This is a genomic window from Variovorax paradoxus (genome assembly GCF_040544635.1).
Classification (GTDB): Bacteria; Pseudomonadota; Gammaproteobacteria; order Burkholderiales; family Burkholderiaceae_C; genus Variovorax; species Variovorax paradoxus_R.
On sequence record NZ_JBEPKJ010000001.1, the window covers coordinates 411,407 to 425,418 of the forward strand.

The 14,012-nt window shown below is 64.5% G+C and carries 15 protein-coding genes; 5 read left to right on the forward strand and 10 right to left on the reverse strand.

Translation table 11 applies throughout. The features are described 5' to 3' along the window. The first annotated feature begins 73 nt into the window (after nt 1-73). On the forward strand, nt 74-2,698 hold the full coding sequence (gene gyrB / locus ABIC94_RS02020) for a DNA topoisomerase (ATP-hydrolyzing) subunit B (protein WP_354370930.1): 2,625 nt from the start codon (nt 74-76) through the stop codon (nt 2,696-2,698). Nucleotides 2,699-2,988: 290 nt separating this feature from the next. On the opposite strand, the gene ABIC94_RS02025 is transcribed toward gyrB, so the two are convergent. The 4 genes from ABIC94_RS02025 to ABIC94_RS02040 all read right to left on the reverse strand — a co-directional run bounded on the left by ABIC94_RS02025 (nt 2,989) and on the right by ABIC94_RS02040 (nt 4,564). Next, entirely contained in the window at nt 2,989-3,303 is a 315-nt protein-coding gene (locus ABIC94_RS02025; protein ID WP_354370931.1) for an alpha/beta fold hydrolase, read from the reverse strand. Between the two features lie 50 nt (nt 3,304-3,353). Beyond that, on the reverse strand, nt 3,354-3,800 hold the full coding sequence (locus tag ABIC94_RS02030) for an alpha/beta fold hydrolase (protein ID WP_354370933.1): 447 nt from the start codon (nt 3,798-3,800) through the stop codon (nt 3,354-3,356). A gap of 81 nt (nt 3,801-3,881) precedes the next feature. Next, a complete protein-coding gene (locus tag ABIC94_RS02035; protein WP_354370935.1) occupies nt 3,882-4,244 on the reverse strand; it encodes a hypothetical protein in 363 nt (120 codons plus the stop codon). 50 nt (nt 4,245-4,294) lie between these two features. After that, the gene (locus ABIC94_RS02040; RefSeq protein WP_354370936.1) at nt 4,295-4,564 is read right to left on the reverse strand and encodes a hypothetical protein; all 270 of its coding nucleotides are present in this window, start codon (nt 4,562-4,564) and stop codon (nt 4,295-4,297) included. Nucleotides 4,565-4,862: 298 nt separating this feature from the next. Between ABIC94_RS02040 and ABIC94_RS02045 the strand changes: the two genes are divergently transcribed. The 3 genes from ABIC94_RS02045 to ABIC94_RS02055 all read left to right on the forward strand — a co-directional run bounded on the left by ABIC94_RS02045 (nt 4,863) and on the right by ABIC94_RS02055 (nt 7,382). Next, nucleotides 4,863-5,384, forward strand: coding sequence for a hypothetical protein (locus ABIC94_RS02045; RefSeq protein ID WP_354370938.1), 522 nt, complete (start codon nt 4,863-4,865; stop codon nt 5,382-5,384). A gap of 134 nt (nt 5,385-5,518) precedes the next feature. Beyond that, a complete protein-coding gene (locus ABIC94_RS02050) occupies nt 5,519-6,004 on the forward strand; it encodes a hypothetical protein (RefSeq protein ID WP_354370939.1) in 486 nt (161 codons plus the stop codon). Nucleotides 6,005-6,134: 130 nt separating this feature from the next. Then, on the forward strand, nt 6,135-7,382 hold the full coding sequence (locus ABIC94_RS02055) for a metallophosphoesterase (protein WP_354370941.1): 1,248 nt from the start codon (nt 6,135-6,137) through the stop codon (nt 7,380-7,382). A gap of 10 nt (nt 7,383-7,392) precedes the next feature. On the opposite strand, the gene ABIC94_RS02060 is transcribed toward ABIC94_RS02055, so the two are convergent. The 4 genes from ABIC94_RS02060 to ABIC94_RS02075 form a co-directional block, all read right to left on the reverse strand. Next, a complete protein-coding gene (locus ABIC94_RS02060; protein ID WP_354370942.1) occupies nt 7,393-7,890 on the reverse strand; it encodes a polyhydroxyalkanoate granule-associated phasin in 498 nt (165 codons plus the stop codon). A gap of 305 nt (nt 7,891-8,195) precedes the next feature. Beyond that, nucleotides 8,196-9,152 (reverse strand): lysylphosphatidylglycerol synthase domain-containing protein, encoded by a 957-nt coding sequence (locus ABIC94_RS02065; RefSeq protein WP_354370944.1) that lies wholly within the window; start codon nt 9,150-9,152, stop codon nt 8,196-8,198. A 52-nt stretch (nt 9,153-9,204) separates the two neighbouring features. After that, nucleotides 9,205-10,476, reverse strand: a complete 1,272-nt coding sequence (gene clsB / locus ABIC94_RS02070; protein ID WP_354370945.1) for a cardiolipin synthase ClsB — start codon at nt 10,474-10,476, stop codon at nt 9,205-9,207. 85 nt (nt 10,477-10,561) lie between these two features. Further along, entirely contained in the window at nt 10,562-11,344 is a 783-nt protein-coding gene (locus ABIC94_RS02075; RefSeq protein WP_354370947.1) for an endonuclease/exonuclease/phosphatase family protein, read from the reverse strand. A 234-nt stretch (nt 11,345-11,578) separates the two neighbouring features. Between ABIC94_RS02075 and ABIC94_RS02080 the strand changes: the two genes are divergently transcribed. Beyond that, the gene (locus ABIC94_RS02080; RefSeq protein ID WP_354370949.1) at nt 11,579-12,007 is read left to right on the forward strand and encodes a serine/threonine protein kinase; all 429 of its coding nucleotides are present in this window, start codon (nt 11,579-11,581) and stop codon (nt 12,005-12,007) included. 102 nt (nt 12,008-12,109) lie between these two features. Here ABIC94_RS02080 and ABIC94_RS02085 read toward each other — a convergent pair whose 3' ends face one another. Both ABIC94_RS02085 and ABIC94_RS02090 read right to left on the reverse strand, forming a co-directional pair. Continuing rightward, nucleotides 12,110-12,688, reverse strand: coding sequence for a Spy/CpxP family protein refolding chaperone (locus ABIC94_RS02085; RefSeq protein WP_354370951.1), 579 nt, complete (start codon nt 12,686-12,688; stop codon nt 12,110-12,112). A 149-nt stretch (nt 12,689-12,837) separates the two neighbouring features. Then, complete coding sequence (locus ABIC94_RS02090; RefSeq protein ID WP_354370952.1) at nt 12,838-13,950, reverse strand: flavodoxin family protein; 1,113 nt, start codon at nt 13,948-13,950, stop codon at nt 12,838-12,840. Nucleotides 13,951-14,012 lie beyond the last annotated feature (62 nt).

The following is a 14,012-nucleotide window of genomic DNA, read 5'->3' on the forward strand; positions in this document are numbered from 1 at the left end:
AAGAGGCAGGAAAAGCAGGCCGCCAAGGCCCGAAAAATCCCGTGAATGCCGTGAGAGATAGAGGAATATCCGAATGAGTGCAGAAGAAAACAAGCCCGAAGTACCCCACACCGAACCGGTCTACACGCCCGAGATCGAGAGTGCGGTGCCGATCGAGATCACGCCCGCCGACACCAGCTACGGCGAAGGCTCGATCACGATCCTCGAAGGGCTCGAGGCGGTGCGCAAGCGCCCCGGCATGTACATCGGCGACACCTCCGACGGCACGGGCCTGCACCACCTGGTGTTCGAAGTGGTCGACAACTCCATCGACGAAGCGCTGGCGGGCCATTGCGACGACATCGTCGTGACCATTCACAGCGACAACTCGATTTCCGTCACCGACAACGGCCGCGGCATCCCGACCGGCGTGAAGATGGACGACAAGCACGAGCCCAAGCGCTCGGCGGCCGAAATTGCGCTTACCGAACTGCACGCCGGCGGCAAGTTCAACCAGAACAGCTACAAGGTGTCGGGCGGCCTGCACGGCGTGGGCGTGAGCTGCGTGAACGCGCTGAGCGTGAAGCTGCGCCTGATCGTGCGCCGCGAAGGCAAGATCCACGAACTCGAATTCAGCCGCGGCTTCGTGCAGAACCGCCTGCTCGAAACCGTGAACGGCTTCGAGGTTTCGCCCATGAAGATCATCGGCGAAACGGACAAGCGCGGCACCGAAGTCCACTTCCTGCCCGACACGGAAATCTTCAAGGAAAACAACGATTTCCACTACGAGATCTTGAGCAAGCGCCTGCGCGAGCTCAGCTTCCTGAACAACGGCGTACGCATCCGGCTGCTCGACGAACGCACCGGCAAGGAAGACGACTTCTCCGGCGCCGGCGGTGTGCGCGGCTTCGTGGAATTCATCAACAAGGGCAAGACCGTCCTGCATCCGAACTCGTTCTATGCAGCGGGCGAAAAGCCGGCCGACACCTACGGCGGCATCCCCGGCACGCACATCGGCGTGGAAGTGGCCATGCAGTGGAACAGCGGCTACAACGAGCAGGTGCTGTGCTTCACCAACAACATTCCCCAGCGTGACGGCGGCACCCACCTCACGGGCCTGCGCGCCGCGATGACCCGCGTCATCAACAAGTACATCGAAGAAAACGAATTCGCCAAGAAGGCGAAGGTCGAAGTCACCGGCGACGACATGCGCGAAGGCCTGTGCTGCGTGCTGAGCGTGAAGGTGCCCGAGCCCAAGTTCTCGAGCCAGACCAAGGACAAGCTGGTGTCCAGCGAAGTGCGCGCGCCGGTGGAAGACATCGTCGGCCGCCTGCTGACCGACTACCTGCAAGAGCGCCCGAACGACGCCAAGATCATCTGCGGCAAGATCGTCGAGGCCGCCCGCGCCCGCGAAGCCGCCCGCAAGGCGCGCGAAATGACGCGCCGCAAGGGCGTGCTCGACGGCATGGGCTTGCCCGGCAAGCTGGCCGACTGCCAGGAAAAGGACCCGGCGCTTTGCGAGGTGTACCTGGTGGAGGGTGACTCCGCCGGCGGCTCCGCCAAGCAGGGTCGCGACCGGAAGTTCCAGGCCATCCTGCCGCTGCGCGGCAAGATCCTGAACGTGGAAAAAGCGCGCTACGAGAAGCTGCTCACCAGCAACGAAATTCTCACGATGATCACGGCATTGGGCACCGGCATCGGCCGCGCCGGCGCCACCAGTGCGGGCGGCGGGGCGGACGACTTCAACGTCGCCAAGCTGCGCTACCACCGCATCATCATCATGACCGACGCCGACGTCGACGGCGCGCACATCCGCACGCTGCTGCTCACGTTCTTCTACCGGCAGATGCCGGAGCTGGTCGAGCGCGGCCACATCTACATCGCGCAGCCGCCGCTGTACAAGGTCAAGGTCGGCAAGGAAGAGCAGTACCTGAAGGACGGCCCCGCGCTGGACGCCTTCCTGCTCAAGGTGGCGCTTAAAGACGCGAGCATCGAGACCGGCGGCACCAGCTCGACCACGCTGGCCGGCGACACCCTGGCCGAACTGGCGCGCAAGCACCAGCTGGCCGAAGCCGTGATTGCACGCCTGCGCAACTTCATGGACGCCGAGGCGCTGCGCGCCATTGCCGACGGCGTGGCGCTCGACCTCGACACCACGCCTGCGGCCGAAGCCTCGGCCGTGGCGCTGCAGGCCAAGCTGCGCGAGCTCAACACCACCGGCGTGCCGGCCGAGGTGAGCAACGAGTTCGACGCCCGCACCGACAAGCCCCTGCTGCGCATCAGCCGCCGTCACCACGGCAACATCAAGAGCAGCGTGATCACACAAGACTTCGTGCACGGCGCCGACTACGCCGCGCTCGCCGAAGCCGCCAACACCTTCCGCAACCTGCTGAGCAGCGAGGGCGCCATCGTCCGCCGCGGCGAAGGCGAGCGCGCCAAGGAAGAAAAAGTGGCCGACTTCCGCATTGCGATGAAGTGGCTCATCGGCCAGGCCGAAAACGCCACCTCGCGCCAGCGCTACAAGGGCCTGGGCGAAATGAACCCCGCACAGCTGTGGGAAACCACCATGGACCCGACCGTGCGCCGCCTGCTGCGCGTGCAGATCGACGACGCCATCGAAGCCGACCGCGTGTTCACGATGCTGATGGGCGACGAGGTGGAACCGCGGCGCGAGTTCATCGAGCAGAACGCGCTGCGGGCTGCGAATATCGACGTGTAGGCAGGCGTTGCCGGGGTGCCACCGACTGCGAAGCAAAAATCGCAGCCTTGGGGTGCAAGGTCGGGTAACTCGTGATGGAGCTCGATCTCGTCAAAAAAAACCGCGCCTGCGTCTACGACAGCGAGAACTCCTCCGTCATCATCGGCCCGAAACCTGCCCCCATCCGACGAAGGGCCAGGTGAACGGTAGTCACGCAGAACGCTCGGCTGCCGTTCATCCAACGAATTCGAATCCCAACAGGCTCAGCAGACGCCTAATTCTGATGACCCCGACCGAATCGTCCGGCAGGCTCAGCCCGGCAAGCTCGCAATAAAACTGCGCATGTAGCGGATGAACTCCGCCGGCTCTTCCTGAAACGGCCAGTGCCCGCTGTTGGCGAAGTACTTCAGGGTCGCACCCCGGATATTCTTTGCCAGCTTCTCATCGTCCCCAAAACGCCAGATATCGCCCGCGCCGTAGTGAACGGCGGTGGAAACATTGATCGACGGCAGCTGCGAAACAAGGTTGTAGCTGGCAAGAAGCTGATTGCCGCGGTTGAATGCCGCGGCGGAATAAATTGTCCTTTGGTCGACATCTGCAATGACCCCCGGCGGGCGGGTTCGCATTGTTGTAATACAAGGGCGCCACCTCGGTCCATTTTTTACGAAGATCCTCATCACTGCTGGCCGGAGCCATCAGCAATTGCCCCAAGGCTGCCTGCTGGGCAGGCGTTCCACCCAACGGATTGCGCTGAACGAAGGAAGGTGTCCGGCGCGGCATACGACAACACCAGGCCTGCGAGACGATGGGGAAACCGAAGCGCAAAGTCGAGCGCGATAAATCCGCCGTACGAGTGGCCGACAAGAACAAATTTGTCGATGCCGAGCGCCTTGGTCAAGGCGTTGCAATTGGAGCTCAGGCGTTCGAAGGTCAGCTCGTCAAAACTGGCCGGCCGCTCTGATTTTCCTTGCCCCAGCTGGTCGTAGCAGATGATCCGGGCGTTGTCGGCAAGCGGATCGATGAAAGGGCGGAAATATTGATGATCCAGGCCCAAGCCGCCGTGCAGGAAGACGACCGGAATTCCTTTTCCCAGGCGCACGTGATAGAGGTTTTTCCCGTTCACGGAAACGAACCCGGAGGTCTCGGTCTTGGGAGCAGCCGGAGAATTTGCAGGCCAAGCGCCGTTGCCGGCTCCGCCGCCTCCTTAATCTCCGCAACCTGCAACGATCAGGACTGAAAAAAATGATCCGGCTGCATTGAAGTACGTCGACTGATCGTCAAGAAAATCTCCACGAAGCGGGGCCTGCAAACGGGAGATTTGCGGCCAGCTCTGACTGTCTCGGAAAGCCGCGAAAGCGGCGCGAAGGGCATCTGAATTGATAAGCCCAGGCGAGTCTAGATTCGCTTTTGCGCCGCTGGTGCGAGCATGCAGCTCCGTTGATTTTGAATCGATATCGAGAGATCGTTCACGGTTCAAATTCGATGGAATTACGGCGATCGCTTCAACGTCCAATTCGGGTGAATATTTTTTACATTGAATTGAATTGAATTCAATCAATGGCGGCATCGAAACTTACCGTCGACTGGTAAACGCGCCGGATCCTGCGTGGTCCGCTACTAAGGCACCCGCATCGACCGGCGCCCACCACCCATACCGCCCTGCAACAGCCGTGCGACACGTGCCAACCCACCGGTGCCGCTTGCCGCGCGACCGACGAGAGCGCCGCCGGCAGCACCGGCCAGCACGCGGCGCCCCAGCGAGCGGCTGCGTCCCGCGGTCAACAGCAGCAACACGCCCGCGCCCAGAACCGCGAGGTGCTCACCCGGAAAGTCCGGCCGCTGCGCGTCCATTTTCTGGACTGCTTCGATCTTGGATCGGATGTTCATTGGAAGCTCCTTTTCTGTACGAACTTCTTCATAACAAGCGGGGCGATGCACCGGTGTAGGCGCTGGTCACGTGCCACGGGCCGAATCGGGCGTACGGGCACCCGTTCTCAGGGTTTTCACATAGAGGAAGGTTAAAAATGGCGGAGAGTCCCGTCACACTGACGTCATCAGCTATTAAAACAATAGCGCTCAATCCGTTCGCGAGGATCGTTCCTCGTAAACGCTATATCTAGCCCGACTCTTGCTAAGCAAAATCCTCGACGGATTCACGTCACCCATGATCGAGGACATCGAAGCAATGAACCTTATGCGTCTCCGGCAGCCGATGGCTGCGTTGGTATTGGGCGGCACAGCAGCATTCTTCGGGGCGATGACGACATCGGCCCATGCGTTCTCGAACCCGCCCATACAGATGGCGCAAGGCGTCGAATACATGTGCGGGGGCACCGGCAAGGACGAGGCGGCGTTCATGCAGATGGTGTCGCCGCGCTGGGCGGCCACGCTCGAGTTCGGCGTCAACGACAGCACGCAGAAGGGCAATTTCCCGGCGCGCGCGGCGGTTCAGGTGCGCGAAAAGTACACGGGGCGTCCCATCATGGAAGCGCAGTCGCAAGGCCCCTACATGCTGGCCCGGCTCGATCCTGGCGCCTACGACGTGAACGTGACGCTCGGCGGCCTCACGATCACGCAGACATTGACCGTGATTGCCGGCGTACCGGCCCGCGCGGTCTTCATGTGGCCGTCGAACTTCGACATGGCTTCGGTGATGCCACCGCCGCCGCAAACGCAGGCGCTCGCGCAGACTTCCGCCGCCCGCTAGGCGCCGTTTTTTTCTCCCCGCCCTTGGCCCGGGGCAGACGCTGGTCCTTTCCTGTTAAGCCTTGTCTAAGCCGTGCGCCGCACAGTGGCGCCGTGGCGTCCCGCCACGCAGACAAGGAAGAAAGGATTCAGACCATGACCACCCGGATTTCATTGCCCACGCGGTCCGCAGCGGCCGCCACGCTCTGCGGCGCCGTTCTTCTCGCGGCGCTTTCTTCGGCGCATGCGGCGGTCAACCCGCCGATCCACATGACACACGGCATCGAATACATGAGCGGCGGCATCGGCAGCGACGAGGCCAAGCTGATGGAAACCGTTGCGCCGCGCTGGCCGGCCACTTTCGAATTTGCCATCAAGGACCACAAGGGCGCCGAATTCGCGGCCGACGTTCACGTCACGGTGCGCGACAGCAGCGGCACGGCGCTGATCGACAACGTGGTGTCGGGCGGCCCGTTCATGGTGGCCCGTCTTGACCCGGGCACCTACGAAGTGGAGGCTCGCTTGCTTGGAAACACGCTCAAGCAGACACTGCATGTCTTGCCCGGCACGCCCAGCCGGGTGGCGTTTCTGTGGCCCGCAGGCACCGACATGGCCTCGGCCGGCACGCGCACGGTGCAGTAGTGCGCACGCCCGCTCCGGAAACGACCTGCCAGGCTGCCGGCTTTGGAGCCCGCCTCGCTCACAACACCTGCTATCCGGGCGCCGGGCGCTATAGAAAAAATAGCGAACAGCAATTCAGCGGGTGCCTTGAATGCGCGGCATGCGCCTTGCACATGTGGTATCCCGGGCAGTGCCCGTTCCCATTGCCCCGATGCCGATACGTCCCCTGAGCGTCTTGACCGTGCTCCTGCATGTCTACATGGCGCTGCGCCTGGTGCCCGCGTTGGCCATGCTCACTCCGGCCTGGCCGTTGGCGCTCGTCGCCCTCGCCATTTCGGCCTTCACGATCCCGCTGCCTTTCATCGCCCGCCGCTCCGAGCGCAACGCCTCCTTGAAGGACGCGCTCAAGTGGACCGGGCTGATCAGCATGGGCTGGTTCTCCTCGATGTTCGTGCTGACGCTGGCGCGCGACGCGGGCCTGCTGCTCACCTGGCTGGCCAGCGCCCTGGCGGGCATGCAGGTGCACTGGAACGCGGCGCTGCCGTGGAGCGCAATGGCCGTGCTGACAGTGGCAACGCTGGCGTCTTTCCTGGGCTTTCTCAATGCGCGCCGCACCGCGAGCATCAAGCGCGTCGAGGTTCCGATTCAAGGGCTGCCCTCCGCGCTCGAGGGCTTCACGATTGCGCAGCTCAGCGACATCCACGTCGGCCCGACGATCAGGAGCGCCTACATCCAGCGCATCGTCGAAGCGGTGAACCGGCTCGGCGCCGACGCCATCGCGATCACCGGCGACCTGGTGGACGGCACCGTGGCCGAACTGCGCGAGCACATCGCGCCGCTGGCCGGGCTGCGTGCACGGCACGGTACTTTCGTCGTTACGGGCAACCACGAGTACTACGCCGGCGCACACGCATGGATCGACGAGCTGCGCCGGCTCGGCCTGAAGGTGTTGCTCAACGAGCACGTGGTGCTGCAGACGCGCAATGTGCGCGGCGCGCAAAACGACGAAGAGCTGTTCGAGAGCCAGCTGGTGCTGGCCGGAGTGACCGACTTCACCGCCGGCCATTTCGACCCCGCGCATGCAAGCGATCCGCACCTTGCCTTGTTCGATGCACCGCCGCTGGTGCACACGCGCGTGCTGCTCGCGCACCAGCCGCGCAGTGCGCCGCTGGCAGCGCAGGCCGGCTACCAGCTGCAGCTGTCGGGCCACACGCATGGCGGCCAGTTCTTTCCGTGGAACCTGTTCGTGCCGATGCAGCAGCCTTTCACCGCGGGCCTGCACCGGCTGCACGACATGTGGATCTACGTGAGCCGCGGCACCGGCTATTGGGGACCGCCGAAGCGCTTTGGCGCGCCTTCGGAAATCACGCTGGTGACGCTGGTGCCGGCGCGCGGCTGACGCGCCTCGCTCAGGCGCGCAACTCGGCCAGGCGCCGGGCGTTCGAGGTGGCCGCGGCGTGAATCGGCTTCAGCCCTTCGCGGGCAATGCGAACGGCCGCACCGGAAAGCTGGCCGGCCGTGCTCGCCGCGCGGGTGGTCGCCTTCACGAAGGCATCGCCTCGCACCGCCGCCTGCGCAGGCGTGATGCTGCCGGCCATCGACAGAAAAGCCCCTGCGCTGAGAAGCCACTGCTGCAGTGCGCGGTTCGCCAATGAAACATGGCTGCTGTGCCACTGCTTGACCATGGCAACGCCCGATTCGCCTGCCGCGGCGAGCTTTTCATTGCCCATGAGCTGGAATTCGGCGAGATCGACGGGGCTGGGCGTGAGGCCCGCCTTGGCCATGCGCTCGGTGCGCATCTGGATCACGGAGCCGGAAGACAGCAGCATTTCCTGGGTCTTCAGGGCCACGTCGGCCCACAGCATCAGCGGGTTGGCCAAACGGGCGGCAGAGGTGAGAGACGACATGGGACGACGGCCGATCTATGAGGATGAATGAACACCACTATAGGCCGCGGCCATGTAAATTGCTGCACTGCAACAAAACCTTTTCTGCAATTTTGTTGAACAAGTCCTACCTTTCGACATGGCAATAGCTCGACGCAAGGCGAGGAAGGGGCCGGAAAGTAATTATTTCCTCACCCTTCCCATCATTTGCGTTCAAAACCCACATCATGAAAGCTCACGCGTTCGAAGACAGCGCGCGGCATCTACTTCGAGGGCGGCCAGTTCACCGAGGTGCTGGGCGTGGGACGCAGCTTCGGCGAGAACGCTCAGCGCGTTCTGGTGCGTAGGCGCCGGGTGCGCAATTCGGTGACGAAGTAAGCCACGGTGGCCACGGCCAGCGGCAAGAGGTAATAGAGCCCCCGATAGACCAGCAGCACGCCCAGGAGCTTGCCTTGCGGTACCTGGTGCGAGAGCAGGGCAATGAACACCGCCTCCAGCACGCCGAGCCCCGCCGGCACGTGCGTGATGACGCCCGCCACCGCGGCCACCAGCAGCACCGCGAGCACCTGGTGATACGCCACCTGGCCTTGCAGCAAGACCCAGATCACACCACCGATCAGCGACCAGTTCAGGCACGACATGGCCAGCTGGAGCAGCGCCATGCGCAGCTTCGGCACCTTGAACAGATAGCGGTGTATGCGAAAGACGCGCCCGCTGGCCACCGCGCACAGCACAAGATAAGCCGCAGCCAGCAGCAACAGCACCGCGCCCAGAATGCGGAGGCCTCCGTTGTCGATCTTCCATTCGTCTGGCAAGACCATCGGCCAGAAGCAGAAAGCCGCGCCCGCCACCACCAAGTAGCCGAGCCAGTTGGTCAGCATGCTGAAGCCGAGAACGCGCGTGATGGTGTCGTTGGAAAGGCCCAGGCGCGAATAGAGCCGGTAGCGAAACGCCACGCCGCCCACCAGCGAACCGAGGTTGAGGTTGAAGGCATAGCTGATGAAGGTCACGCCCATCACCGTGCCTGCGCGCAGCGGGTGCCGGGTGAGATATCGGCCCAGCAGGTCGTATGTGCTGTAGGTCGCAAAACTGCTCGCGGCAAGCGAGCCCGCCAGGAGCAGCGTGGCCACGGGCAGCGCGCGCATGGCGTCGAACACCTCTTGCCAATCGATGGCGCGCGCCTGGTTCACGAGCAGCCACGCGATGAGGCCGAAAAAGCCCCAGACCGCGATGCGGCGCAGCCAGGGCCACCAGGGGCGATGCGCGAGGCTCATGGTGCTCATAGGAAAGCCGCTGTGCAGTCCGCTTACCTAGCCCTGGGAGCAGCCTGGCGGTTCATGCTGCTTCCGTCGTCTGGGTGGCACCGTTCTCGCCGGCCTTCTCGCGCTGCTCACGCTTTTCGGCAAGCTCGGTGGCTTCGGCCAGCGTCAGGCGCGGCACCTGGCGCGGCAACCAGCCCAGCCACGAGGGATACCAGCGCAAGAAGTGGAAGATGAAGAAGCTGCGCACCAGCCGCCAGCCGCTCCATCCGTTCTCCAGGTCGGCTTCGCCGATCTGCTTGCAACTCTTGCACATGAGCGTGTCCATGCGTTGCCACAGCAGCTGGTTGAATGCCCTGTCGCGCGCAATCACGTTGGCCTCGAGATTAAGCGACAGGCTCAGCGGGTCGAGGTTGCTCGAGCCGACCGTGGTCCAGTCGTCGTCGACCAGCGCAACCTTCGCGTGCAGCGGCCGGTCGCAGTATTCGTAGATGCGCACGCCCGCATGCAGCAGGTGGTGATACAGCATGCTCGCGGCCGTCTTGACGATCGGCATGTCGGGCTCGCCCTGCAGAATGAGCCGCACGTCCACGCCGCGCCGTGCTGCGCGCCGCAGTTCCTTGATGAGCCGGTAGCCCGGAAAGAAATACGCATTGGCAATCACGATGCGCCGGCGTGCGGCACGGATCGCGGCCAGGTACTGGCGCTCGATGTCGTTGGTGTGGCGGCGGTTGTCCCGCGTGACGAACATCGCTTCCACTTCGCCGACGGGCTCCCGGGCCGCCGGCGGCGCCTGCTTGAGGCGGCGGCGAAACCAGCCGGGCCCCTTGTCGCCGAGCGCAATGGCGCGCAGCACGAACTGGTGGATCGGCGCCACGATCGGCCCGCGAAGCTCGACCGCGTAGTCCTGCTTGGCCTTGGGCCCGAAGTCCAGCAGATGGTCGGCCGAATAGTTGATGCCCCCGACGAACGCAAGCTCGCCGTCGACCACCACGATCTTGCGGTGCATGCGGCGGAACACGTTCAGCCGCTGGCCGAGGATGCGCTGGCCCGGATCGAACACACGCACCCTCACGCCAACCGAGCTCAGCCCCTCGATGTATTCGCGCGAAAGATCCGGCGAGCCGAAGCCGTCGACCAGCATGTCGACCTTCACGCCGCGCTGGGCTGCCGTGCGCATGGCGGCATGCAGCGCCGAGCCGACCTTGTCCTCGAACAGGATGAAGGTTTCGATGATCACCTCGCGCTTCGCCTGGCGGATGGCCTCGAACACGCGCGGGAAGAACTCCTCGCCGTTTTCGAGCAGCGCAATGCGGTTGCCGCCGACCCATTGGCCGCTGTTATTCATGGCAACCGCCTTCAGGCCCCACCGGCCTGTTCGATGGAAGCCAAGGCGCGGGGCGAACTGCGCAAGGCATGGGCGTGGTCCATCTTCAGAGGTCGATGTTCGCCACCAGCGGCGCATGGTCCGACAGATGCGACCAGGGCTTGCGCGGCAGCACCACGGGCGCATGCACGCCTGCGTTGCGCACATAGATGCGGTCGAGCGACAGCAGGGGAAAGCGCGCCGGAAAGGTCTTGGCGGCCGATCCGTTCGCATGAACGAACACTTCGCGCAGCGCGGCGCCTTCTTCCAGCACCTGGTGGGCGCGACCGCGCCAATCGTTGAAGTCGCCCGCCACGATCAGCGGCGCATCGGCCGGCACCTCGTCGCGCACGATGTGGCACAGCAGCTCCAGCTGCTGCTGCCGGTGCGTCTCCGCCAGGCCGAGGTGGGCGCAGATCGCATGGACATCGACGGTGCGGCCGGGCAGGCGCAGCACGCAATGCAGCAGGCCGCGCTTTTCAGGGCCGGCCACTGACACGTCGTGGTTGCGGTAATGCACGATCGGAAATTTCGACAGCACCGCATTGCCGTGATGGCCCCTCGGGTACACGGCGTTGCGCCCATAGGCGAACTGCGGCCACATGGTGTCGGCCAGAAATTCGTAATGCGGCGCCTCGGGCCAATTGTTGACCTTGCGCGAATGGCGCGAATGGGTGCCGAGCACTTCCTGCAGGAACACCACGTCGGCACCCACGGTGCGCACCGCGTCCCGCAACTCCGGAAGAATGAACTTTCGGTTGAGTGCGGTGAAGCCCTTGTGGGTGTTCACGGTCATCACCTTGAGCGAGGTCGGCGCCGTGGCAGCGAGTGGAATCGGGGAAGAAGACATCTGTGCTGTGGTTGTACGTTGCCGGGCCGCCCGCGCCTGTAGGAACGCGCCACCTTCTTTCACCGCCTTTGCCGCGCCCTTCGCCGCAGGGCGGTCGGCTCCTACAGGCAGGCCTGCCACACCCCGACACAGATGCCATTTCGGGCCTCCTACGGTGATTTCAGGGCCCAAGGAAGTGGTCCGCCTTTCTCCCTTCATTCATTTCGTCCGACGAGACAAGCAAAGGAACACACCATGAAGCACGGAATCTTTCACGCCACGCTGCTGGCCGGCCTGATGGCCGCCGCCGGCGCCGCCATGGCGCAAGCCACATCGATACCCGCCCAGCCCGACCCGGCGGTGGGCGGCCAGGCCAGTACGCAGACGCCTTCGGGCGTGCCCAATCCGCCGCAGCGCCCCGACAACAGCATGCCGAACTCCCGCGAGGCCGTGAAGGCCGAGGCGCGCGCCCACAACCGCAACAACGCCAACAACCTGGTGCCGAAGGGTGAAGCGAGCACCACAGTGAACGCGCAGCCCAACGCCATGCCGCAACCCACCGGCGAAATGTCGCGTGCGGAGGTCAGCCAGCAGGCCCGCAAGACCAAGCCCCAGTTCGGCCAGCGCGGCGAGCGTCCGGACGTGCCGACGAACCCGACCGAGAAGACCGGCACGCCTCAGTAAATAAGCTCCTTTGTACGAAAAAAGCCCGCGATGCACGAGGCATTGCGGGCTTTTTCATGCATTCGCCTTTTCAGGCGCTGCATTCAGACGCGTTGGACCGGGTCAGCTCTTGGCAGGCGCGGCGGAATGGTCAGGACCGCCATGGCCATGGTGACCGCGGTGGCCCCGATGCCCGTGCATGCCGGCATGCACCGTTTCGGCGTCGAAGGTCTTCTGCTGCTCGGGCGTCAGCGCGGCATAGAAGGTCTTCGTGGCTTCGGCGCGCTTGGCAAACCTTGCACTGCGTTCAGCCTGGCGGGCCTGCATGCGCTCCAGCCGCTCAGGCGTGGTGAGCTTGGCGAATTCCGCGCGGTCCATGCGCTGCGGGCGGGCGCCGGCCGGCGGCTGGCTGGCCGATGCGAAGCTGGTCCATGCGCTTTCCTGCGCGGGGCTCAGCTTGAGCTTTTCCTTCAGCGCGACCAGGCGCTTGGCGCGGTGCTCTTGCATGCGCTCCATGCGCTGGGCCGGGTCCGTGCGCTTGTGCTGCGCCTTGGGCGCCGCGCCGTCGGCCTGCGCAACGGCGGCAGGCGGGGTGGAAGAAGTGCTCGGCGCAGCGGGGGCCTGTGCAAAAGCGCCCGAAGAGGCAAGGGCGGCCGAACCGAGAAGGCTGGCCCAGACGATGCGTTGGCGAAGAGAGATCATGAAAAGTGCTTCCTTTCGAAGAAGCCCGCCGCCAATGGGCAGCAGGTGAGACGAAGTGTGGAAGACCTCTGTATCTCCCAGGTGAGCCGGAAGTGAGCGTGCGTAAAGAATCATGAACAGCGTTGGCGCCGCGCCGCTCGCAGCGTGACTTATTTGGGCCTGGGACGTTTCAATCCGCGATCGGGCGGCTGCAGCTTGCCGGCACGCAGCTCGCCGACCGCCAGCGCCACGGCGCGTGCCACGTTGCGTACTTCTTCCTGCAAGTCGGCGTCGGCGTCGAGCGCGTCATGGCTGGTGGCATAGGGCTCGTAGTAGCCGATGTAGCGGTCGAGCCGGGCCTGCGGGCCCGCATCGACCAGGCCCATCCAGTCGAGCCAGTCCGACAGGTTGCGGCGCAGGCTCTCGGTGCCGGCCACGTCGCCGTGCACCACCACGCCGTAGACGCGGCCGTCGAGGTGCTTGGGATAGCCCCAGCCCTCGAGCTCGAGCGCCTTGGCTTCCTCGGGCTTCTTGCCATGGGTGCTGGTGGGGTCGGGGTTGCCGCCGTCGGCGCACACCAGCCGGTCGATCATGAGCTTGAGCGGGCTGGCCGCCTGGTACCAGTGCGTGGGCGTGAACACGATCACCCCGTGCGCGGCCACCCAGCGCTCGTAGATCTCGTTCATCCAGTCGCCGGTCTGGCGCATCGAATGGTTGGGGTAGCAGCTGCAGGGCCAGTGGCACAGCGGCATGGCGGTGGAAACGCAGCCCTTGCAGGGGTGGATGTAGCGCCCGTAGTCGGAGGCGAGCAGGCTCAGGTCGAGCACGTCGGCCTCGATGCCGCAGCTTTCGAGCACCTCGCGCGCAAGCTGCACCAGCCGCCATGTCTTCGATATTTCGCCGGGGCAGGTGCCGTCGTTGCGCGGCGAGCCGTTGACCAGCAGCACGCGCGAGCGCGTCTGCGGGCTGCGCCACGCGGCCTCTGCCGCATCGATGCGCGCCTTGGCTTCGAGCCAGTCGACGGACAGCTCGTATTCGGGGTCGGCATAGCCGGGACCGGCCTTGCGTGTGACGGGCGCCTTGCGGCCCTGCTGGTAGGCCTCCCACGCAATGAGTTCGACGCGCTGCAGCGCGTCTTTTTCGGCTTCGAAGGCCGGGTCCTGGAAAGGCTGCATGAAGCGCTCGTGAAACTGGTCGCGCTTCAACGTGTCAGGTGCCTGTCCCTTGCGGATTAGAGGGGCCTTGGTCGTTGGCGTTTTGTGGCGGGGCGTGCTGGAGGGCATGGCCGTCAATCTATGCGCCGCGTTCCCGCCTGTGACCTGCGCACGGTGCCGATTTTCGGTAG